Source organism: Psychrobacter okhotskensis, from assembly GCF_013248965.1.
In the GTDB taxonomy this organism is placed as follows: domain Bacteria; phylum Pseudomonadota; class Gammaproteobacteria; order Pseudomonadales; family Moraxellaceae; genus Psychrobacter; species Psychrobacter okhotskensis.
The window spans coordinates 103,350-127,218 of the sequence record NZ_JABRVQ010000007.1 but is presented as its reverse complement, the minus strand read 5'-3'; the positions used below and the strand labels follow the sequence as shown (position 1 = coordinate 127,218).

The window sequence follows — 23,869 nt, the reverse complement described above, 5'->3', positions numbered from 1 at the left end:
CCTTAATTTGCTTATCGATAGAGTGAATCCACACATGAATACAACCTTAAACACTCAATACCCATCCACCGCTGCAGATAATGATTCCCTATTAAATGCTTTGTCCAAAGTTCCAGAGGTTACCCTGCTTTTTTGGATAATCAAAGTAGCTGCTACGACACTTGGTGAGACGGCAGGCGACGCCTTATCCATGTCGCTCAACCTAGGCTACATCGTCAGTACTGGTATATTCGCTGTGCTATTTGGCATAGCAGTTGCCACTCAAATCAAAGCCAATTCGTTTAATAAATGGTTATATTGGACGACGATTATTGCGACAACGACCTTAGGAACAACGATAGCAGATTACGTGACGAGATCACTAGGAATCGGCTACGCTGGCGGCTCAGCGTTACTGGTAGCGCTACTTGGGGTATGTTTAGTCATATGGCAAAAAACGATGGGCAGCATTGCCATCGATAGTATTAGCAAGCCCAAAGCAGAGGTGTTTTACTGGACGACCATTATGTTTTCGCAGACGCTTGGTACAGCACTTGGTGACTGGGTCGCAGATACCAAAGGCATGGGCTATACAACGAGTGCCATCATCTTTGGCTCTTTATTAGCACTTATTGCTGTGATGCATTTCGGTACGAAAATATCAAAAACGCTGCTATTTTGGAGTGCTTTCGTTTTAACTCGGCCTTTAGGAGCTGTACTAGGTGACTTTTTAGACAAGCCTATCGATGATGTTGCTGTCTTTTTGTTCTTTTGTGCCTGCAACTCACCTTGCTCTATTTCTAACGGCGTTAAGCCCTGCTTTTTCGCTTTTAAATACCGTAAATAGGCAGGGATATGCGTTTTACCTAAATATTTATCCAAATAAGGTAAAAAGCCAGCATAGTTGCCTTTGAATTTGGCATGATGGAAGTCGTGATAGATAGGCCCTTGATAGATAGGCCCTTGATACATAGGCAACAAATGCACAGGATTCCAAGGAATATCATAACCAATGTGTCCATCCGCCCCTTCGACCTGACGTAGAATGACCCACATCCAAACCACATAGATATGCGCGCCTAGCAAGATAGGCCCAACCAAGGTGAGCGTCGCGGTCAATGAATACTCAATCCAGTGCATGTAATTACCATTGATACCGCAGGTATTACGAATACGATGATGGACGCTATGAATATGCCGCAACAACCATTTATTCTCATGCATATAGCGATGCATCCAGTAGTATAAAAAATCATCAAGTAGCACAAAAAATATCAATTGCGCGATGATAATATACCAAACAGGCAGTGTGCCTTTGTGGACGCCAGTCAACTGCAATAGTGGCCAACTAACCACTAATAACGTCGCCAAAATGAGGTTTTTGACCACGATACGACCAATCGAAGGCAACAGGAATTTCTTCATCTCGAACGGTTTTTGTTGAATCTTGTATTTGCGCAAAGACAGCGGATCTAACCAAGCCACCACCGTCCATGGAATGGCTACCACCAAAAAAGCTGCCATACTAATGGCAAGAGTCGCCATAGGAAATTGCCAAAACCAAAGGTTGTTGTAAAACCCTTGCCAATACGAAAACACATCCATATGTCACCTATTGTCTTAAAGTAGCCGAGCTGTTGCTCACTATCAATTGCTGTACTGTTTTAATAGCTATAGTCAAAATATCCTAAAAACGCGACGCTATTGCTGATATCAGTTTTTTGTCGCCTCTGTCTGCGCAGGCACAGCAAGCAAGAAAAATGGATATCAGCAGTGCCTGATGGTTCAATATTACTTTTCACTGACTATACACTGTTTTAATAGTAGCAGTGGTCAAGCAAGACACCCTAAACCGAGAATGGCTAATAAGTATGTTACCTTAAAACACGATAACATTTGTTGATTATATAAGCGGTCATTTAGGCTGTTGCTAAGCTTATCAGCGCCGACTAAAACGATTTTTTGACTGGTAAAACCCTCAACACGTCAAGCCTCTAACGTGTTTTTAAGACAGCGTTTCACTTCCATCACTTCCATTGCTGCGATTTTAAACATCAATCTCGTTTTTTAGAATAACCATCAGGCAAGCAACAGTTCTACCGCAATCTCAAAAGTATACTCATCTCTGATGGTGATACTCACCCTACCTTTATGAGCATTGGCGATAGCCTGCACTATAGACAACCCTAAACCTGTCCCTGAATGCTGGCTGCTGCTTTTGTCGTGACGATAGAATCTCTCAAATAATTTATCGGCATCACTTTGACTTAACGGTTTTTCTAAGTGATTCGTCAAGGTGATTTTTAACCAAGATTGCTTTGAGATTTGATTATGGTTCTTTGCCATATTGAGAGTGTCAGCTGTATAAAAAGCATCAGCCGTATTAAGAGCAAGAGTATCGGAGGCAGCACTCAAGGGAACGCTGGTGGCTGATATAGCGATAACACTGTCACTGGCCGCATAATAAATGGCATTTGACATGAGATTGGCAAACAGCCGTTGCAATAAGCCTTCATCCCCTAATACCGTTTTAAAATCTCCTGATTTCGAAAAAGTTATGTCACGATCTTCGGCAATCATTTCATAGTAGTCTGTGAGCTTGGTGATTAAGTTTTCGGTATCTACTCGACTCACTTGCGAGTCACTCAGCCCTTTTTGGGTTTTTGCCAGTAGCAACATATTATTGATCATGGCTGATAACTGCTCAAGCGTATCGTGCTGATGATGCAATTGCTCAATGTATTCCTCATCCTTTCGCGGCTTATTCAACATCACTTGCGTTTGTGTACTCAGCGTCGCTATTGGCGTGCGTAGCTCATGAGCGATATTGTCCGAAAACCGTGACAATGACTCAAAGTTACTTTCGAGCTTGACCATCATAGCGTTATAAGATTCCGCGAGCGGCCTTAGTTCCAATGGCATATCACTAACGATGACACGCTCATCCAACCTTTCAGGATTAATGCCTTTCATCTTTTGAATGATGGTTGCCAAAGGTGCAAAACCCCAATAGACGCTCAATGCCGCTATGGAAACCAGCAGTAAGGTAATCGCAAATAAAATCATACTGAGCTGGCGATTAAACTGTAATAAATACTGATGATGCACGTCGATCGGTAAGGCGATAAGCGCGAGCATATTACTGTCTTCAATAATCATCGCCCGATAGCGTCTGTCATTGATATTAATGACAAACTGCTGATCGTCATTATCCTGTTGCAATGACCATAAGTTAAAATCTACGCTGAGCTCATTGGCAAAGTTGCTAGGGGTACTCGATAGTAGGCGTCCCTCTTTGTCAGCAATGATGGTCTTTAAATCGTAATCTTGCTGAGAAGAATGTAGATGGTTAGCGCTTTCTGTTGCCGTTGAAAGAAGTGGCTTTTCAGAAAGTGGGTTTATAGAAGATGGCGAGCTTAGTAGGTTTTGAAACGTTAGCCGGTCATCAGAGTCTGTTGCTCGCTTACGTAAATTAAAAGCTGCGTGGGTAATAATCTCAGCATCCATTTGTTCAAAATGCCCTTTGACAGAGCGCTGTACCCAAATATAGATGATGACTTGTGAGACGACCACGAATATCGTTAGCAAAAATACCGTGCGCCATAAGAGTGGTAGGCGGCGGTTGTCAAATTTATATCTCATGTTACTTGGCTTCTTACTTAGCGGCAGAATGTTGCGCTTCGATACTGGGGTGTGTAGTGGTATCGCTATCGACCGCATCCAATCGGTAGCCCATACCCCGTACAGTGTGTATCAATTTCATATTATGATTGTCGTCTATTTTTATGCGCAGGCGTCTTATCGCCACATCGATCACATTGGTATCATTGTCGAAGTTCATGTCCCACACTTGAGAGGCGATGACCGAGCGCGGTAATACTTCACCACGGCGCTCCAGCATGAACTGTAACAAGGAAAATTCTTTCGCGGTCAGTTTAATAGGCGCGTCTCCCCTATGCACAGTGCGCTTGGCAATGTCCATTTTGAGATCGGCTATTTGCATGAGCGTACTTTTATAGTCCGATTGATTGGCGCGCCTTAACAAGCTTTTGATACGAACGATTAATTCTGCAAAGGCAAAAGGCTTGGTCAGATAATCATCGCCACCAATCTCGATCCCTTTTATTTTGTCACTTAAATCATCTTTCGCCGTCAAAAACAGCACGGGCGTATGCTTGCCAGCAGCTCGGTAATTACGTACCAGCTCAAAGCCACTAACGTCAGGCAGCATGACATCCATGACAATCACACTAAATTCTTCAGTCATCAAGGCATGATAGCCATCTAAGCCTGTCATGTGATGGTCAACGATGAAGCCTGCTTCTGTTAGCCCTTTTTTTATATACTCCCCAAGTTTTAACTCGTCTTCTACCAATAGTACTTTCATCGTAATCCCTCAATACCGTTATGATTGATGCTTAAATTGACATAAATGACAAAATTGATTGCTATCTGACAAAGATGTCACCTGCCCGTCATCAGATTGTCAGTCTCCGTTTGCTAATCTATACCCATAGTACATAGTTGCTCATCCCTGATAAGAATAGCGGCTATGCATTATTTTTACAGGTCATTCGTTCAAACATCTAATAATAGGCAAAGGGTTTTATATGAAAAGTTATCGTTCACTCAAAAAAGCAGTACTGCTATCAACGTCGATGCTTATCGGTATGTCAGCGGCTAATGCGCATACGACCGAACTCAGCACTTCAATTATCGATAACTGCGATGCGGTTACCAAGTTTGCAAGAAACTTAGATCATAATGATGCAAAAATATCTGACGCTCAAATGCAACGCTATGTCGATGCCCGAGTAGCCTGCGAAGTTGAGCATCAAGATCAACATTTGCAATCTGAAAAGTATTTCATAGACAAGTACGGTGCGAATCGCAATCGTAGCTCGCAATCCATACTAAAGGAATATGTTGCACATTAAAAACGAAAAGTGGCAAGATGACAATATTGTCATCTTGCTGTCATCTCACTGTCAGAATCCATACCGTATGCTTTAGACTGATTTAATACTCTAAAGTCTTATCGACCTTAAACCAAATCAACAAAGGACTTACCATGTCACTATTTAAATCAATGCCTAAATCAATCGTCGCAACCGCTATCGCTTTAGTTGTTTCAACCTCAGCGCTAGCACATGATCCCAAGATGCATGCCGAAAAGGATCAGATGAATTGTGAAAAGATGGAAAAGCACGTGCAAATGATGCAAAAAATGGATCACAGCAAAATGGATATGAATGATCCTGCCATGAAAGCAATGATGGCCAATATGGGCAAAATGAAACAGATGTATCAAAAACACTGCGTGACTACTAAAAGCGACTCTTAAATATTAATCCTATAAGCTCAGTATTATTACCTATAAGCTCAGAATCATTGATAGGCAGTCTTTATCAAGCGCTCACCAGAGCGGTTAGGCTAATAGGTAAAACTGAGCGTTAGCTATTAACAAAAATGGATTTTTAGGATAAGCCTATGAAGTTCTTACTAGGAATACTTTTTACTGTCGCTGTCGCTATGGTTGGTATGTTCGTTGTGGTGACGAGTGGGGTTATCAATGTTGGTGCTGATCAAGCACATAACCCACTGGTCTATAATTTTTTAGAAACAGCTCGTAATCGCTCGATAGCGAATGCCAGTAAAAGTATCGTGGTGCCAAATTTAGAAAAAGTAGAAATGATCAGTTCAGGCGGTGCCGATTACAAAGACATGTGTGCAGGCTGTCATTTGTCTCCCGGGGTAGAAAGCACCGACTTTAGCGCCAGTCTCTACCCTAAACCGCCCAACTTTACCAATGTAGAGGTGGTTGACCGTTATAAAACCGATGCTGGTGCCAAGCAAAGCTTTTGGGCTATCAAGCACGGAATTATGGCTTCGGGCATGCCAGCATGGGGCGCTTCTCACGATGACGAGAGAATGTGGGCAATGGTGGCTTTTATTAGATCATTACCTGAATTAAATGAAAATCAATATACCATGCTGACGACTAGACTGGATGACGACATGCTCGATATGTCACTCAATAGCGACATGATGGACATGTCAGACGATGGGGCTGGAATGCAACATTAAATATATCATTCATTATTGAATAAAAAGCAGTGCTACAGAGTGCTGCCTTTTGTGGTTTGAACGGTATGTGTACTACTTTATTCGGCGAGAGAGTTTAGAGAGTTTAGAGAGTTTAGAGAGTTTAGATTATCAAATAGACAAACAGACGCTCAGGAGTGGTTTTATGAGACGCTATACCAATATATTTATTAATGGACATAACCGGGTATCTGGTCGTGTTCTTTCAGCGCTCACGGTATTGCCATTATCGTTAACGCTTGCCGCTTGTAACCCTAACAGCACGGCTGCCGATACAAAACCAGCGCCTGAGCCATCTACTTCGACACAAGTCGTGCAAACGAATCAGAGTAAGCAAAGTGAGCAATCACAACCCCAGATGATGCCTGTCAGTACGCATTCAAATAGCCAATCTACTATCCTAAAAAATGTCTCTGCCACGGTTTATAAAGATGCCAATTGTGGCTGCTGTAAAGAATGGGTCGGTTATGCTCAAAATAATGGGCTGAATGCGACCGCGCATGATGTTGATGACCTGTCCTTATTCAAAGACCGCTATAGCGTGCCGCAGCAAATGCGCTCTTGCCATACAGCTGTCACCACAGACGGTTTCGTCTTTGAGGGGCATGTCCCCGCGAAATACATGGCTAAATTCTTAGAGAACCCGCCCAAAGGTGCGATTGGCCTTGCGGTACCCGGTATGCCAATGGGCAGTCCTGGTATGGAATATCAAAATAAATTTATGCCTTATCAAGTGATGCAGCTTAATAAAGATGGCTCAACAGCGGTTTATGCTGACATTGACTCTCCAGAGGCGCAGTTATAGCTTTGGTTTAAATAGTGAATAAGTCTCAGTAGTAGGCTGGGTTTTTAATAAGATAAATTAGGTCAATATTATGAATAATAAAAACATGCTTAACCGCCGGCGTTTTTTGACAGGGTCATCGACCCTGCTTGGTGCGTCAATGCTATCCACGCTGCCGTCTATTGCCAATAGCGCTCTAGGTAAAGGCCAGCAAAATGCCGTCGTTAACAGTGATAAAGCCGATCATGTCGTCCCTATATTAACGGGCAACGAGTTTGATCTTTATGTCAGCAAAAAGCCCATTATCGTTAATGGCAAATCGAGTATGGCGACACTCATCAATGACTCCTTACCAGCGCCAACGCTTAAGATGGTCGAGGGCGAGACCGTAGTCATCCGTGTCCATAATCAGATGAATGAGTCCACCTCTATTCATTGGCATGGCTTACTCGTTCCGTTCGAAATGGACGGCGTACCCGGCATTAGCTTCGATGGTATTCCGGCCAATAGTACATTTACTTATAAATTCAAGTTAGTGCAGTCAGGTACTTATTGGTATCACTCGCATACGGGCTTTCAAGAACAAACCGGTATGCGCGGCGCTATTGTCATTGAGCCGAAAGGACGCGAGCGTCATCCTATTGCAGAAGATCATGTTATTTTGCTCAGTGATTGGACGCACCGCGACCCGCACAATTTATTGAAACTATTAAAACAGCGTGCTGACTTTGATAATTATCATTTGCCAGACTTCAAAAAGCTGTTGTCTGATATTGCCGCCACGGATTTAAAGACAGCTTTTGATAAGCGTAAAATGTGGAACAAGATGCGCATGATGCCGACAGATTTTACAGATCTGTCTGGTGAAAACACCTTTACTTATCTGATGAATGGTAAAACGACAGCGGCTAACTGGTCACAACTCGTCAAAGCTGGACAACCCGTCAAACTACGCTTTATCAATGGCTCAGCGCAGACCATATTTGATGTGCGTATCCCCGGTCTCAAAATGACCGTCGTCGCAACCGATGGTAACGATGTCGTACCTGTTGATGTCGATGACTTCCGTATCGGTGTAGCTGAGACTTATGACGTCATCGTCACGCCTACTAAAGACGCGCATACGATATTTGCCCAAAACATAGACCGCTCAGGTTTTGTCGCTACCACGCTGGCTACCAAAAAAGGCGCACGCGCGGCTGTACCCGTCATGGACAAAATCGAATGGCTCACCATGGCAGATATGATGGGAGCCATGGGCGATAAAGGCTACAAAGCAAAACACGCCAAAACAGAATATGACTTTAAGTCCGATATGCGCGTCGATAGTCCGCGTATGAACCTCGATGACCCCGGTATTAATCTACGTAATATTGATAGAGATGTGCTGACTTATCATCAATTACGCTCTGTAGACGAGCAAGTATTGGGCGAGCAGCGCAAACCTACCAGAGAGATTGAAATACATCTGACAGGCAACATGGAGCGTTATATTTGGGCACTAGACGGCGTTATGTTTAAAGACGCGGCGCCGGTCAATATTAAGCCCGGTGAGCGCGTCCGCATTACCTTAGTCAATGACACCATGATGAACCACCCTATGCATTTGCATGGTATGTGGAGCGATCTACGCACGCCATCTGGAGACTTTCAAGTCCGCAAACATACGATTGTCGTACAACCTGCGCAAAAGATTAGTTTCGATGTCACAGGTGAAGCAGGACGATGGGCGTGGCATTGCCATCTGCTTTATCACATGGAAGCGGGTATGTTTAGAGAAGTTGCCGTTGTTTAATGAATTGTAGAATACGAGGCTTATTATGAAAACAATCAAGAGCAGTCTGCCATTCATTGGAGTGTCATCTTTGCTACTACTCCTGTCACCTTTAGCAAACGCTGCTGACATGTCGAATATGGATCATAGCAGCATGGACATGTCAGGTGATATGTCGAATATGGATCATAGCGGCATGGATATGTCAGGTGATATGTCAGATATGGATCATAGCAGTATGGATATGTCGGGTGATATGTCAGATATGGATCACAGCAGCATGGATATGTTGGGTATGGATCATGGCAGTATGGATATGTCAGGTATGCAAGGCGGCGCGGCGCCAGTCGATGCTCGCAGTCCAGATTACTCAAATGGCGTAGGCTACGGAGAATTTGGCAAACCTATGATGATGGGTAGTATGCCGTTATGGGGCGTATCCGTAGACAAGCTGGGCTACCAGTTCGATGAGGATCAAATCAATTTTGAAGCTGAAGGCTGGTACGGTACTGACAGTAACCGTATCACTCTCCGCACTGAAGGCAGCGCGCAAACCAAAGACGACAAAGAAATCGACAGCCTAACCTCACTCGCTTACTGGAAGCCGCTCGGTATCTTTTGGAATGGCGAAGCGGGTATTGCTTATGATACCCAAAACGACAAATCCGCAGTCATGGCAGGTATTGTAGGTACAGCGCCCTACTTTGTCGAAACGGATGCGAGAGCTTATTTATATACCGACGGTCAAGTTCGTCTGGACTTAGGCACAGCATACGAGTGGCGTTTAGATCAGCATTGGGTCGTGATACCAGAAATAGAGCTGACCGCCTTTAGCAAAGAAGATACCGATAACGGTATTACTAAAGGATTTAACGAATTTGAGACTGAAGTTAGGCTCACTTATGAGACCCTAAATCGTCAGCTATCTCCTTATGTTGGCTTTAGTTATGAGTCGGCTCTAGGAGATGCACGAGATCTACGACGTCAACAAAACCAAGCGGTTGATTCTAGTAGTGTGACCGCTGGTCTGATGTTTTGGTTTTAAAGATAGATTGCTTTTGAGACTGTAGATGGTAAGTGTATAAAATGGCTATTAGGATACTTTTATTTTTATAAGGAATAAATATGAATAATAATCAGCATCAGATGAATCCATATATAAAGTTTACGTTGATGATTTTAACCTCTACCGTCGTGATGTTTATCATGATGTATTTTAATACGTATCAATGGGATCATATCTACTTTAGTGAGACCCGTGCTTACATGGCGTTGTATATGGGTGCGATAATGGCCATTATTATGCTGGCATTTATGACCAATATGTATAAAAAAACCAAGATAAACTTGATGGTTTATGGGGTTAGCGTCGTATTATTTGCCTTTGGTTTATGGGGCGTGCGCTCGCAGCAAACTGTCGACCAAGTAGACTGGATGCAAGCGATGATTCCGCATCATTCCATTGCTATTTTGACCAGTAGTCGTGCTGATATCGAAGATCCACGCGTGCGTCAGTTGGCTGATGACATTATCGAGGCGCAAAAGCGTGAAATTGGTGAGATGCAGCAGCTTATTGAAGAGCTTGAGTAAATAGTCATAAATTTTGAGCATTCCGTATTAGGTGTCGTTAAGTAAGTAAACCATTAAGAGGTATAAGTTCACACCCCAGTGCTATATCATTACTCATAATAAGGAAATAACCATAAGGAGCCTTTGTAATAGTTATTATGATGCACGGTATGATGAACGGATATACGTATGGAATGATGAACGGATCAATGATGCATGGGATGAGTTGGTGGATGATGGCTGTCTGTTTAGTATTTACCCTACTGTTTTTTGCCATATTAGGGTCTGTTGAACATTCAAATGTGGCAAAGGAGTGGTCTTATGAAACATATTGATGATACTAAATCTATAAAAGGCAAACAGTACGACAAAGTACCTGCTGGATATAGTGGCACAATCTATACTTGTCCTATGCATCCTGAAGTCAGAGAGGTTGAGGATAGTGGCTGTCCAATATGCGGCATGGCTCTCAAACCTACAGACACAGTCGATACTACCAATGACAATGAAGGCACTCACGCGCATGGTCATGGAGCAGATACTAGCAATAAGAGTGCTACAGTAAAGCCTATGAAAGGCGGACAGTATGACAAAGTACCTGCTGGTTATAAAGGTACGGTCTATATTTGCCCAATGCATCCGGAAGTTAGAGATGCTGAAAAAAGTGACTGCCCGATATGTGGCATGTTCCTTCAGCCTGAAGACGAAATTGTTAAAAAGGTCACTGACGCCAAAGACAATGAAGACAGTCATGCACACTGTCATGGAAGCCATACAGCATCTAATAACAGCGAAGTAAAATCTGTCAAAGGCGGCAAGTACGACAAAGTACCCACCGATTATGAGGGCACGGTGTATACCTGTCCCATGCACCCTGAAGTCAGAGACATCGAAAATAGCGGCTGTCCCATATGCGGTATGGCGTTAGAACCCGAGACGATTACTATCGGTGAAGAGGATACCTCAGAGCTCGATGACATGAGCCGTCGGTTTTGGATCTGTACCGTACTGACTATCCCACTATTCTTATACGCCATGAGCGATATGGTCGGGGTAGATCTGAGGACTATTGGTCAATACGATATCTCCTCGCAAGTCGCGCAGTGGATACAGCTCGCGCTAGCCACTCCTGTTGTCGTTTGGGGTGCAGCGCCTTTCTTCGTACGCGGTTGGCAATCGATAAAAAGCCGTAATCTCAATATGTTTACCTTAATCGCTATAGGGGTTGGTGCGGCCTATGGCTTTAGTATTGTGGCGACTTTCTTTCCTGATATTTTCCCAGACAGCTTTAGAGACTCAGCGGGTCAAGTTGGCGTCTATTACGAAGCCGCTGCGGTTATCACTACCTTAGTATTATTAGGTCAAGTGCTAGAGCTTAAAGCCAGAAGTCAAACGTCAGGCGCGATTCGAGCATTACTTGAGCTGGCACCACCAACAGCCAGACGAGTCGATGAAAGTGGTGCTGAAGTAGAAGTCCCTCTAGAAGAAGTCATCAGTGGCGATAAGTTGCGCGTCAAACCCGGTGAAAAACTCCCCGTAGATGGCACGGTCATTGAAGGTAATAGTAATGTTGACGAATCGATGGTCACTGGTGAGCCACTGGCGGTCGCGAAAGTCACAGGCGATACGGTTACTGGCGGCACCGTCAACGGCACTGGTACCTTATTAATCGAAGCGGTCAATGTCGGCGATGATACGGTTTTGTCCAAAATCGTACAAATGGTGGCTGAAGCTCAGCGTAGTCGCGCACCAATACAAAAAATAGTCGATCAAGTCGCTGGTTGGTTCGTGCCGATTGTGCTTATCTGCTCAGTCATCACCTTTATCGTTTGGGCGATTTTTGGACCTACTCCCGCGATGGCGTTTGCTATTGTTAACGCGATTGCCGTATTGATTATTGCTTGTCCCTGCGCGCTAGGATTGGCGACCCCAATGTCCATTATGGTTGGCACGGGGAAAGGCGCACAAAATGGCGTACTCATCAAAAACGCTGAAGCGCTTGAGAGTATGGAAAAAGTTGACACCATTGTCGTTGACAAAACAGGCACGCTAACTGCTGGTAAACCCGAATTAACGGCCATCGATGCGTTATTAGGTCAAGACGAAGATGAGTTTTTAGCGCTTGTCGCCGCTGTTGAAAGCGCGAGCGAGCACCCTTTAGCAGAAGCTATCGTCAGAGCGGCTAAGGACAAGTCGCTTACTATTCCCAAAGCCAGCGATTTTAATTCCACAACGGGCGAAGGCGTACAAGCGCTAGTCAATGGCAAGCAAGTCGCAATCGGCAACTCAAAGCTTATGGAGAGTTTAAACAGCTTCGATCAGGATTTGTCTACTAAAGCTGACGTCCGTAGAAAGGACGGTGAAACGGTCATGTTTGTCGCTATAGATGGCAAAGCGGCTGGTATAGTTTCAGTGGCTGACCCAATCAAGCCAAGCACTGCCGATGCGATAAAACTGCTACATAGCGCAGGACTAAAAGTCGTGATGCTGACGGGCGACAACGAAAAAACGGCGCAAGCGGTCGCTAATAAATTAGGCATTGATGACGTCCATGCCGATGTCTCACCAGAGGATAAAAACCGCATCGTTAAAGAGATGCAAGACAGCGGTAAAATGGTGGCGATGGCAGGAGACGGTATCAATGACGCCCCTGCCTTGGCGCAAGCGAATGTCGGTATCGCTATGGGTACTGGTACCGATGTGGCGATGGAAAGCGCGAGCATTACTCTCGTCAAAGGGGATCTGATGGGGATTGCCAAAGCTTATAAGCTTAGCCATGCGACTATGCGTAATATCAGACAAAACCTATTCTTTGCTTTTATCTATAACGCCATTGGCATACCGATTGCCGCAGGTTTACTGTATCCGACTTTTGGACTACTGCTGAGCCCGATGATAGCGGCAGCAGCCATGAGCTTATCGTCAGTGTCCGTCATTGGTAATGCACTTAGATTACGTCGTTTGCAGCTATAGAAAATTGATAACGTCATCTAATTTATAGTGGATTAACTATCTGCGTCTTTTCTCTAGGTTTTGGTGGTACAGAATAAGTGCCAACCACATGGGCCACCAAGTCGCTAGAGCCTTCTGAATAAAGAGAAACCTCGGCCACGATTAGTGTGCGCCCTACTTTCATCAACGTGCAGTCAGCGATGATGCGTGCTTCTGCTGAAGGTTTACGCAAAAAGTTGATGGTCAGATTCGTTGTCACTGTCAACGGTACAATGCCAATTTTTCCCAGTATTGCCACATAAATGGCTACATCAGCGATACTCATCAACACTGGCCCCGAGACCGTGCCACCAGGTCGCAGCTCATTGATACCTATCTCGTGCGACAAGGTCGAACCCTTATCATCTACTGCCTCAACCCTACATTTGGTTTGTGGAAACTCTGCCGTCATAAAGGCGACGATTTCTTCTTTGCTTGCAGACATACCTATCCCTCGGTTTTGATTATTTTCACTGTCGACACCAGCCCTTTGCTTGAGTAAGCACCGTCATATAGCATAACTGATATTATCAGCCGTATCTATGCCCACCTCCTTTCATTTATGAGCCACTTTCACTGACAGTAAATCGATAAACAGGATTATTAGCGTAATATATATGTTAATGATTATCATTAACATATATAATGTCGTTCAACGATTATTTGAATTTTTGGCTTGGATGACATGTTATGGCTCAACCACTTGCTCAGTACGATATCGATAAAACACCGTTAGACATGGCTGACAAAGATCAGTTTATGAGTCATGTCAATGAAGAGCATCAAGATGAACTCGCTATGTTTATCAATGCCTTTACTAGCACGACAGTGAGTGAGCATGATATCGCCTCGATAAAAGAGCTATATACGGATGTGGGATATTAATGGATGTCACAACCACCAATCATAACAACGGTGCTTTAGCAAATACCACTACTCTCAGCAGTCAATATTTTATCAATTTTACGACGCCGATTAGTGAGTCGATGACGCTACAAGAGCAATATATAACGCTATTGCAAACCTCTGCCAATAAGCTTGGCAAGCGTACGATCAAGCTTCAAGAACAGCGTTTTACTGTCATCAATGGCTACTACGCCAGCCCCAATATGTATCGATTAGTAGTAACCGCGCCTGATAATACGCCACTCTCTCACCCCGGTTACGCTTATCTGTTTGAGCTAGATTCAGACGGCTTATCCGCCCAGAAAAATCATTCAAAAGACCATTCAAGAAACCATTCAAAAGATAGCGACAAACCTTTACAGCGCTATTATACCTTGCGAAAAGTATGGCAAAATTCGAGCAACTCGTCCGTCCTAGCGTGGATAGACGTCTACATTCGTGGCGATACAGTAGGAGGTAACTAGGCTCGCGCGCTTGACTGTGGCGTGCAAATCAAAACAGTGCGTGAATATCCAGAGAAGACAGAACATCTCAGCGAGGGTCAGTGCTTACTCATCTGTGATGAAACCTCTCTGCCGACGGTGGCCAATCTATTAGAAAACTGGTAGAACCCGTTGCCACCTCTAATCATTGCCATAACTAATGATCCAGAGGACATCCGTTATTTACACACGCTAACGCTCAATCATCAACTGCGCCATAATGCACATTTTTTGCAAGACAATTTGTGCCATCTGATTAATACCCCAACGACTGATATTACTGAGCAAATAATGGCATTATTAAATACACAATTTGCGAAACTGCCTCTCAAAATTGACAAAGTATGGACCGCTCAGGAAGCAGCGGATATCAAAGCATTACGACAGCAATTAAAATCAACACTGGGTCTATCAAGTCAGGACATGGTTATCAAAGTCTATTGGCGTGCGCAGTAATCACTATCTTTTTTATAAGTAGCATGTCTTTATAAAAAGCGCCTTTTTATGAATAGCAGATGTTTAATTATAGATAGAAAGTATTTAGCCACTTATCAACCACTTGTGCTGACTGCTAAATTGAGCTAATAACAATCGTTGCTGCTGTCATAGCGTAACTAATCAACATAGCGCGACTGACCAACTTTAGACGACTTACTACTTTGCCTAACAAAAACGTACACTTAACACGATAAAAATATATTGAGATTTAATCCAGTAATACATTGTAATGAAAATGATTATCATTATAATAAGCATTTAATCTATGTGCTGGAAATATTCATGCAACTGTCTCGCTTATACTCCGCTTTATTTCGCCCTAATCTTTTGAGTATCTCTCACCATCCGTTTTTACTAAAATCGCTGTGCTCATCTTGTCTGTCTACATCGGTAATATTACTGGGTGCAAGTCAAGCTGCGTGGGCACAAACAGATTTAAATGCTGACGCTCAATCCGATACCCCAAGCGTGGTACTCGATGAGATTGTCGTGACCAGTAGTGCTGATGCATCAGCCGATGGCTTGCCAGATGCCTATGAAGGTGGTCAAGTAGCGACAGGAAGCCGTGTCGGAATCTTGGGCAACCAAGACATCATGGACACGCCGTTCTCCACTACCTCATATACCAATGAGTATATCGGCAATCAACAAGCCCAAAGTGTGGGCGACCTGCTCAAAAAAGACCCGACTGTTCGTGTCGCTAGAGGCTTTGGCAACTTTCAAGAAGCGTACTTTATGCGCGGCTTTGTCACAACTTCTGATGACACCATGTATAACGGTCTATACGGCATATTACCAAGGCAATATATCGCTACTGAATTGTTTGAGCGCGTTGAGGTTCAGCGCGGGGCATCCGCCATGCTCAATGGTGCAGCACCCAGTGGTGGTAACGCTGGTGGTACGATTAACCTGCTGCCCAAACGAGCTGGCAATGACCCGCTACGTAAGGTGACACTCGGTTATGGTCAGGGCGATCAAGGCAAAGTTGCCGTAGACCTCAGTGATCGCTTTGGTACTGATGATGCGTTTGGCGTTCGCTTTAATGCCGCTTATCAAGATGGCGACAGCGCGATTGATGATGAATCCTCAACACTGGGTCTGGCAGCGTTGGGATTAGATTATAGAGGCGATCAGTATCGACTGTCAGCAGATTTGGGCTGGCAAGACAACAAACTGACAGAGACTCGTCCTAGTGTCACACTTGCTGGTGTTTCTAGAGTACCAAAAGCACCAGACGGCTCAAAGAATTGGGCGCAGCCTTGGACGTATTCAGATGAAGAAGATGTCTTTGGTACCATTCGAGGAGAATATGATTTTACTGATAATATTACCGCTTATGGTGCTTACGGTGTGCGAAGTGGTGAGGAAGAAAACTCACTGGCCAATCTAACCGTCAACAATGTTGATGGTGCAGGTACGTTTTATCGCTTTGATAATTCTAGAAAAGATTTGGTACAAAGTGCTGAGCTCGGTCTGCGTGGTAAATGGCAAACAGGTGAAGTGGCTCATAATTGGGTACTAGCAGCGGATCTCTATGACCAAGAAGAAAAAGGGGCGTTCGCCTATGATTTTGGTAATCAACCCAGGACCAATTTGTACCATCCTACCGACTACGCTGAGGTCCCTTTTACAAGCACAGCAATCTTCGGTGGTAACTTAGACGATCCAAAACTAACCAACGAGAAGCAATTCCAAAGCTTTGCGCTAGCTGACACCGTATCACTGTTCGATGACAAATTAAAAACTACCTTAGGCGTGCGTCATCAGAATATAAAAACCACCAGCTATGATCCTAATAATCAAGTACAAACTGCTGATTACGATAAAAGTGAGTGGACACCAAGTATCGGTATCGTCTATCAACCGAGCATGGACTGGTCTGTTTATGGTAACTATATCGAAAGCCTAGCGCCAGGCGCAAGGGCACCTCTGACTAATAGTAGCGGTGCTGTCACCAATGGTGGTCAAGATTTAGACCCTTATGTGAGTGAGCAAACTGAGGTTGGCGTTAAGTATGACAATGGTCTGATCGGCAGTAGTTTGGCGATATTCCGCACTGATGAGCCGCGTGCTTATATCAATGACTCAAACACGTTTACCGCTGCTGGAGAAAATCGCCATCAAGGGGTGGAATTAACTGTATTTGGTAGCCCGAGCGAAAACATGCGCTTCAATGCTGGTGTTACTTACTTAAATGCTGAGCAAAAAGACACAGGCGATGTGACGTTAGACGGCAACCGAGTCATCGGACTGCCAACGCTACAAAGCAACGTCAACCTAGAATATGATTTGGCAGCAGTTGAAGGATTGACGGTGACCGGTGATATCATTCACACAGGCGCACGTTATGCCGATGCCGCCAATAGCTTAAAAGTCGACGGTTATACCACGCTAGATCTAGGTGCTCGCTACAAAACCATGCTTGCTGGACAAGACGTGACGCTAAAAGGCGTGGTTACTAACGTGACAGGAGAGGACTATTGGCAATCAGTGGGTGGTTATGCGGGTGCTGGGTATTTAAATGCCAGTGAGCCTACTGCCCTAAAAGTATCAGCGACTTTCGACTTTTAAGACATGCAGATTAAACCACGTTTATAAGACTTAGATAAAAGGGATTAGGCACCACCTACTCCCTTTTATGCCATCAAAAATACGCAAAAAACCATTTTATTATTGAGCCATTATGTCCTCTCGCACCACCGTTTCTTTATACCATATGATTTGGGCACACTATCGCCTGCCCTTTCTTAAAGTTATCTTTCTTAATTTGGTTAATGCGGCTGTCAGTGTGGGCATCATCGCTTTCATCAATCACACCTTTATTAGTCAGCCTGTTTTTAATACCTTATCGTGGGCAAGTTTGGGTCAATTTTCAGCCTTGGTTGTCCTGCTATTGGTCACTACTTTTTTATCACAATATGCCTTAACCCGTCTTGGTCACAAGTTTGTCTATGAGCTCAGAACCAAGCTGGTCAAACAAATCATCGATACCAACGTCCCACAAATAGATCATTTAGGTAGTGCGCGATTACTCGCTAGTCTGTCTTCAGACATTCAATCAATTACCGTTGCCTTTGTCCGCATGCCAGAATTGGTACAAGGGGTTATTTTATCTACTGGGGTCGCTCTTTATTTGGGCTGGCTGTCATTGCCACTATTACTGATTATCATGGTTTGGATTGTGATGACCATTTGGATAAGTACTATTCTGGTCAAACATGTCTATCACCATCTCACCGCCATCAGGGAGATCAATGATGAGTTATATGCAGATTATCAATCTATAATAGAGGGCCGTAAAGAGCTAGCATTGAACCATCACCGCGCCGAAAAACTCTACAAACATGATTTTTTAAATCATGCCCAGTTTTATCAAGAGCGAATTATTAAAGCGGATACGTATCATTTATCGGCAGTGAACTGGTCGAACATCATGATGTTTGCAGCGATTGGTGTGGTGTTTGCCGTATCCAACTATCTTGATATACCCATGGGCGTAGCGACCACTTTTTCTTTAACCATTCTATTTATGCAGTCACCTCTGCTCCATGCGGTTGGTGCTTATCCAACCATGCAAACAGCGCAAGTTGCCTTGGACAAAATACAATCATTGGAGCTAGCGGATTATCATTCAGCGTTTGCCACTGACACCGCCGCAACAGACTGGCACTCTATTTCTTTGACCGATATTCACTACCGTTACGACAACAGTGATGCTGATACGTCTGCCTTAGTAACAGAAAAAACCGCTCACTCAAATGATATATTACAAGACGTCAATCTCACTTTAAGACGTGGCGATGTGGTCTTTTTGATTGGTGCGAATGGTAGCGGTAAATCCACCCTTGCAAAGATTATTACAGGCATTTTTACCCCTACCACTGGCTCTGTACATATAGACAATCAGCTTATTGACTCCAAAAATAATACCGATTATCGACAGCTTTTTTCTGCCATTTTTAGCGATCAGCATCTTTTTAAACAATTGATTGGCAGTCATGGCAGCGATCCTGATATGACGCTAGTAACCACTTGGCTGCATAAATTAAATTTGCAAGATAAAGTCAGTGTGACGGATCATCGCTTATCTACGGACAAATTATCGCAGGGACAACGTAAACGATTGGCTATGTTAATCTCTGTTGCTGAACATAAGGACATACTGTTACTTGACGAATGGGCTGCTGACCAAGACCCTGCTTTTCGTCGCGTATTCTATCAATCATTGATTCCTGAGCTAAAAGCGCTGGGTAAAACCCTTTTTATTATCAGTCATGATGACAGCTACTTTGAGCATGCGGATCGATTGCTGCTGATGAAAGAGGGGAAATTGATCGAGCTGAATGCTGAAGAACGTCAACGCGCCAGTACCGATGCCATCTCTATGTTGAAGTAATACCAATCCCAAAAAGCATGATTAGCGACGTCAATCTCGCTTATTCTATAAAAAATAGTACTTGCACTCCTCTTCCTTGCTACCCAAATTTTTGGAAATGGTATACATATGGTCTGAAGCATAAATATTTAAGAATAGAGCAATAAGGCTAAAAAATGGGTGTCTTCTAGAAGACACCCATTTTTTCATCACAAGCAAGAGTCGATTTTTTATTTTAATAGTTTCTGTAGAAATCCAACACGCGATATCACCAAAAAGTCCAATAATCCTATGACGATAATAGCAATAATTGCGGTTGGAAAAATAATAGACACAAGCAGTAAGGGAATTGCAAACGGCCACCAGATAGAAAAACTTTGACCGCGTGCTGGTGGGTTTAGCCCCACTTTTTCACTGGAATGACGTGGACGGCGTTGCCACCACATAACATAACCGCTCACAGAAATAGCAATGACCGATAGGCAAAATAAAACGTTGGCAAGCACGCTCCATAATCCCAGCGTACCCATATGAATAGCGGCACCTGCTGCCATGAATTTGCCAAAGGGATTGTAATCATTAAAGCGAATGTCTGCTAAAACCTTACCCGAATAACGATCGATATGTACGGTACGATCCGCGGTTGGGCTCTTCATATCGTAGCTCATGGAATCTTGGCTAATCGTCCATACCCCAGTCGAGCCTTGAGGTAGATTCATCTGATAACGTCCTTCAAAACCAATTTCACGGACAAAGCGATCCACCGTATCAATCATAATAGGTATATTTGGCGCGATACCATTCTTACCCATGGTCGTCCCTGATACGGGCATCGGTGTCAACTCAAGCACCCAAGGTACATCTTTGGTACTGCCCGTGTTTAATACATCACCATGTGTGGGAGCCACGGCTGGTGATGCACCATGAACGTGCGGCGCGGCGTTAGTCATATCCATACCAGCATGGTGTTTATGGCTGGGGTCAATTGAAAGCGGTATGGGCGCAACGCCCCACTTACCTGCGGGAAATTGGCTCCATGCCTGCACGACTCGCTCGCCCCAAATACCAGCCCACGCCATGCCTGAAATGCAGAAAAATAACAACACAATAGATATCCAACTGCCTAGCGTCGCATGGATGGTTCGAAAAAATGGGCGTTTTTTCTTCAGCGTGGTATTGTCATCAGGAACCAACATGGCTTTGAAAGATTTACGTTTTTTCCACCACAGATACCATCCCGTTAAAATCATTAAAATAGTCAAGGAGGCCGTGGTTTCTTGGATATAGTCACCGACTTTACCCAATAGCAAATCACTATGAATAGCATCAAAAGTGTTATACAAACTACTATTAGTAGGTATGCTGTCAACAATATCGGCCGTGTAAGGATTCACCGACACCATATTGTCATGCCCTTCTGACACCACCTGAAACAAGGCCACCGTATTGTTCTCACGAGGAGCAATGTATTTTACCAATGTGCTATCGGGCAGCGTGTTGAGCGCGTTCTTAGCTTGAGTGGAGATAGGGGCTTGGGTAGCGACAGGTGCTTGCACCATCGACTCTGGGGTAGGCACAGTCACACGGTCATTGTCTCGCCCTGAGGTGTTAGACATGAGTATCATCCCAAGCCCTGTACACGCCAAAATAACTAAAAAAGGAGCGACAAACATGCCTGCATAAAAATGCCAGCGCCATACCGTAAAATAGCGTTGATTGTTAGTTGGTTGATGGGTGCCTCTGTTCATAAATATGACCTTTAACAATCTCTGGTTGCTCAATGAATAACCTAAATCTATCAAGAATTTTAATAAATCCTGTCCACTTATTGATCTCAAAGTTGATTTCAAATAGACGGCTGTATCATACGAGGAAACTGATTTAAACACCATCGTTTATAGTAAGAAATTATCATCATATTAGATATTTTTAGTCTATATAAATCTGTTTGACTCACACCAATTTAGAGCATACATACAATACATTTTGACGATGTATGCATCGCTCTATTGCATACAATATCTCCAAAAACTCTTTATTTGTAAATTTTTTATGATAATGATAATCATTAATGTTATTATTCCTTTTTTAATTTTTAGTATTTCATAATAATTTATAGGAGCTATGATGCGTTTTATCTCAACGTCTACATCCATTCGTCAAAAACGTTTAACACTCGCCGTGCAACTGGGATTGGCAATGGGTCTGAGTCACGCCGCTTACGCTGAGACGATACCGAATAACATCGAAAATAGTGTAGAGAACGACGTTGATAATGATGTTGATGAGACTGCGACACCATCAGCCATCTTAGATAGCATTACTGTCTATGCCGACAGCTATCGCAGTACAGGTACAAAAACTGCATTAGATCCCAATGATGCGCCCATGAGCTATACAAGAATCGATCAAGCATTACTGCAAAAACGCCAAGCAGACAGTGTCAATGCTGCATTACGTTATGAGCCAGGGGTGAGTGCTGAAAGTCGCGGTACCGTATCGATCTTTGACGAATACAACATTCGCGGTTTTAAAACTTACTCCAATTTTTATGATGGCTTAAGACTGCCCTACGATGGTGCTTGGAACCTGATGCCACAAGTCGATATTTACGCAACAGAAGCAGTCGAAATGGTAAAAGGACCAGCATCCTCGCTTTATGGTTATGCATCCCCAGGTGGCATGGTCAATCAAGTCGCTAAAACCCCCAAAAGCACCCAAGCGTCTGAAGTGCAGCTGCGACTCGGCAATCAAGACTTAAAAGAAGTGGCTGTCGATACCACAGGACCTATCTCAGACACGCTAAATTATCGTCTAGTGGCATTAAAACGCAAAAAAGATGGGCAGATGCAGACCACAGAAGAAGAACGCACGCTGATCAATCCGTCATTGGACTGGCAACCTACAGAGGATGTGTCCGTCCTTGCCAATCTGTTTTATCAAGATGATCCAGAGATGGTGCCCTCCACTCCGCTACCTGCCGTTGGCACTGTCTATAATGCCAGCTATGGAAAACTGAGCAGTGATGCTTATGCGGGTGACAAATGGAATCGCTTTAGCAAAGAAGTATTCATGCCCAGTGTCACAGTGAACTGGGACATCAATGATAAGTTGACGTTCAAGCACATTCTGCGCTATACCGATGCCGACGCGCAGCAGCGTAATATGTACAACAGCGGGTTTGTAAGCGGCAGTGACAAAATACTAAACCGTGTGGCCTACACCACTGATGAAAGTATGAACAACTGGACCACTGACAATCAGCTTGCTTATCAGCTGGATACTACCAATACCTCCCATAACCTGTTATTTGGTATTGAGTATCAAGAAACAGACAGCACCGCCACCTATTATGATGCTGGCGCGGACGGCACGCCAAACCTTGATTTGTCTAACCCAGATTTTTCGAAAATCAATGCCGATATGTTGCCTTTAGACGCTTATCGTCAAGATGAAGACATCGAACAAAGCCAGCTTGGGTTTTATGTACAGGATGAGATGAAATGGCAAGATTTGACGATAGTAGCCGGCTTACGTCACGATAATTTTGATAGTATCACTAAGCAGACAAAGGCTTCTGAAGGTGCCATCTATAGTGATCAAACTATTGACAATGATGCCTCGAAAACCAGTGGTCGTCTCGCAGCTATCTATGACTTTGATAATGGACTATCGCCTTATGCCAGCTATTCTCAGTCTTTTCAGCCAGTCGTTGGCAGTAATTTCATTACCAATGAAGCCTTCAGACCCACCACCGCCGATCAACTAGAAGCTGGTGTCAAATATCTCTCCGCCGATCGCGCCACACAAGGGACATTAGCAGTATTTGATATCACCCAAAAAAATGTAGTGGTGGCTGACGAAATCAACTATAGAAGTCAAACACAAACGGGTGAAATTACGTCCAAAGGGTTTGAAGTTTCAGGCAGCCACATGCTCAATGACTGGGTAGATATCAATGCAAGCTACAGCTATACCGATGCTGAGATTACAGAGGATGAATTCAACCCTGATGTGATCGGCAACACCCCAGCACAAACGGCAAAGCATAAAGCCACACTTTGGACAGACTATTACGCCACAGACAAACTGACACTCAATGCTGGCGTGCGCTATGAAGGCGGTATGCAACTTGACAAACAAAATTCAGATGCGCTGCCAAGCGTGACTTTGGTAGATATCGGCGGCAATTATCAAATCAATCCGATGCTCACTGTCGGCGCGAGTATCAACAATCTGTTTGATAAGACCTACATCGGCGCTTGTTATGATATTAATAACTGCTGGATGGGGTCTGAACGCCAAATGTCCGTCAGCCTAAAAGCCCATTTTTAGGCAATGTAGGACTTACAATTACCAGAGAATGTCAGTCTTATAGATTGGCTTTCTCTCGAATGATGCATTAT

The 23,869-nt window shown here is 43.9% G+C and carries 20 protein-coding genes and 1 pseudogene; 16 read left to right on the top strand and 5 right to left on the bottom strand.

Annotated elements, in window-relative coordinates; all coding sequences use genetic code 11:
• Positions 1-34 precede the first annotated feature (34 nt).
• Positions 35-826 (top strand): COG4705 family protein, encoded by a 792-nt coding sequence (locus tag HQR03_RS05480; protein WP_173239452.1) that lies wholly within the window; start codon positions 35-37, stop codon positions 824-826.
• Positions 827-855: 29 nt separating this feature from the next.
• Here HQR03_RS05480 and HQR03_RS14270 read toward each other — a convergent pair.
• The 3 genes and pseudogenes from HQR03_RS14270 to HQR03_RS05470 all read right to left on the bottom strand — a co-directional run.
• A pseudogene (locus HQR03_RS14270) lies at positions 856-1,404 on the bottom strand (sterol desaturase family protein); the annotation flags it as partial.
• A 654-nt stretch (positions 1,405-2,058) separates the two neighbouring features.
• Entirely contained in the window at positions 2,059-3,621 is a 1,563-nt protein-coding gene (locus HQR03_RS05475) for an ATP-binding protein (protein WP_173239451.1), read from the bottom strand.
• A gap of 13 nt (positions 3,622-3,634) precedes the next feature.
• Entirely contained in the window at positions 3,635-4,366 is a 732-nt protein-coding gene (locus HQR03_RS05470; protein ID WP_173239450.1) for a heavy metal response regulator transcription factor, read from the bottom strand.
• A gap of 223 nt (positions 4,367-4,589) precedes the next feature.
• Between HQR03_RS05470 and HQR03_RS05465 the strand changes: the two genes are divergently transcribed.
• The 8 genes from HQR03_RS05465 (at position 4,590) to HQR03_RS05430 (ending at position 13,184) form a co-directional block, all read left to right on the top strand.
• The gene (locus HQR03_RS05465) at positions 4,590-4,916 is read left to right on the top strand and encodes a hypothetical protein (RefSeq protein ID WP_173239449.1); all 327 of its coding nucleotides are present in this window, start codon (positions 4,590-4,592) and stop codon (positions 4,914-4,916) included.
• Positions 4,917-5,050: 134 nt separating this feature from the next.
• Positions 5,051-5,323: a hypothetical protein gene (locus tag HQR03_RS05460; protein ID WP_173239448.1), complete on the top strand. Its 273-nt coding sequence runs from the start codon at positions 5,051-5,053 to the stop codon at positions 5,321-5,323.
• 146 nt (positions 5,324-5,469) lie between these two features.
• The gene (locus HQR03_RS05455) at positions 5,470-6,066 is read left to right on the top strand and encodes a c-type cytochrome (RefSeq protein WP_173239447.1); all 597 of its coding nucleotides are present in this window, start codon (positions 5,470-5,472) and stop codon (positions 6,064-6,066) included.
• A gap of 163 nt (positions 6,067-6,229) precedes the next feature.
• Entirely contained in the window at positions 6,230-6,889 is a 660-nt protein-coding gene (locus HQR03_RS05450; RefSeq protein ID WP_173239446.1) for a DUF411 domain-containing protein, read from the top strand.
• Positions 6,890-6,959: 70 nt separating this feature from the next.
• The gene (locus tag HQR03_RS05445; protein ID WP_272487610.1) at positions 6,960-8,663 is read left to right on the top strand and encodes a copper resistance system multicopper oxidase; all 1,704 of its coding nucleotides are present in this window, start codon (positions 6,960-6,962) and stop codon (positions 8,661-8,663) included.
• 25 nt (positions 8,664-8,688) lie between these two features.
• Complete coding sequence (locus HQR03_RS05440) at positions 8,689-9,687, top strand: copper resistance protein B (RefSeq protein WP_173239445.1); 999 nt, start codon at positions 8,689-8,691, stop codon at positions 9,685-9,687.
• Between the two features lie 80 nt (positions 9,688-9,767).
• Positions 9,768-10,232: a DUF305 domain-containing protein gene (locus HQR03_RS05435; RefSeq protein WP_244951982.1), complete on the top strand. Its 465-nt coding sequence runs from the start codon at positions 9,768-9,770 to the stop codon at positions 10,230-10,232.
• 300 nt (positions 10,233-10,532) lie between these two features.
• Positions 10,533-13,184: a copper-transporting P-type ATPase gene (locus tag HQR03_RS05430; RefSeq protein WP_227674864.1), complete on the top strand. Its 2,652-nt coding sequence runs from the start codon at positions 10,533-10,535 to the stop codon at positions 13,182-13,184.
• Positions 13,185-13,206: 22 nt separating this feature from the next.
• On the opposite strand, the gene HQR03_RS05425 is transcribed toward HQR03_RS05430, so the two are convergent.
• Positions 13,207-13,647: a PaaI family thioesterase gene (locus tag HQR03_RS05425; protein ID WP_173239444.1), complete on the bottom strand. Its 441-nt coding sequence runs from the start codon at positions 13,645-13,647 to the stop codon at positions 13,207-13,209.
• Positions 13,648-13,892: 245 nt separating this feature from the next.
• Here HQR03_RS05425 and HQR03_RS05420 point away from each other — a divergent pair, with 245 nt between their 5' ends.
• From HQR03_RS05420 to HQR03_RS05400, 6 genes are all read left to right on the top strand, one after another.
• The gene (locus HQR03_RS05420; protein WP_173239443.1) at positions 13,893-14,087 is read left to right on the top strand and encodes a hypothetical protein; all 195 of its coding nucleotides are present in this window, start codon (positions 13,893-13,895) and stop codon (positions 14,085-14,087) included.
• Positions 14,087-14,572: an early set domain-containing protein gene (locus HQR03_RS05415; RefSeq protein ID WP_173239442.1), complete on the top strand. Its 486-nt coding sequence runs from the start codon at positions 14,087-14,089 to the stop codon at positions 14,570-14,572. Before HQR03_RS05420 ends, HQR03_RS05415 begins: the two co-directional genes overlap by 1 nt.
• A gap of 21 nt (positions 14,573-14,593) precedes the next feature.
• Positions 14,594-14,716 (top strand): hypothetical protein, encoded by a 123-nt coding sequence (locus HQR03_RS14265; RefSeq protein ID WP_272487609.1) that lies wholly within the window; start codon positions 14,594-14,596, stop codon positions 14,714-14,716.
• A 6-nt stretch (positions 14,717-14,722) separates the two neighbouring features.
• Entirely contained in the window at positions 14,723-15,046 is a 324-nt protein-coding gene (locus HQR03_RS05410; protein ID WP_173239441.1) for an SIP domain-containing protein, read from the top strand.
• Positions 15,047-15,370: 324 nt separating this feature from the next.
• On the top strand, positions 15,371-17,659 hold the full coding sequence (locus tag HQR03_RS05405) for a TonB-dependent receptor (protein WP_173239440.1): 2,289 nt from the start codon (positions 15,371-15,373) through the stop codon (positions 17,657-17,659).
• 112 nt (positions 17,660-17,771) lie between these two features.
• The gene (locus HQR03_RS05400) at positions 17,772-19,484 is read left to right on the top strand and encodes a multidrug ABC transporter permease/ATP-binding protein (RefSeq protein ID WP_173239439.1); all 1,713 of its coding nucleotides are present in this window, start codon (positions 17,772-17,774) and stop codon (positions 19,482-19,484) included.
• 209 nt (positions 19,485-19,693) lie between these two features.
• Here the strand turns inward: HQR03_RS05400 and HQR03_RS05395 are convergent, their stop codons facing one another.
• Entirely contained in the window at positions 19,694-21,211 is a 1,518-nt protein-coding gene (locus HQR03_RS05395; protein WP_101210817.1) for a PepSY-associated TM helix domain-containing protein, read from the bottom strand.
• A gap of 379 nt (positions 21,212-21,590) precedes the next feature.
• Here HQR03_RS05395 and HQR03_RS05390 point away from each other — a divergent pair, with 379 nt between their 5' ends.
• Positions 21,591-23,798 carry a TonB-dependent siderophore receptor gene (locus HQR03_RS05390; protein WP_173239438.1) on the top strand — a complete coding sequence of 736 codons (2,208 nt, stop codon included), beginning with the start codon at positions 21,591-21,593 and terminating at the stop codon, positions 23,796-23,798.
• Positions 23,799-23,869: the final 71 nt, after the last annotated feature.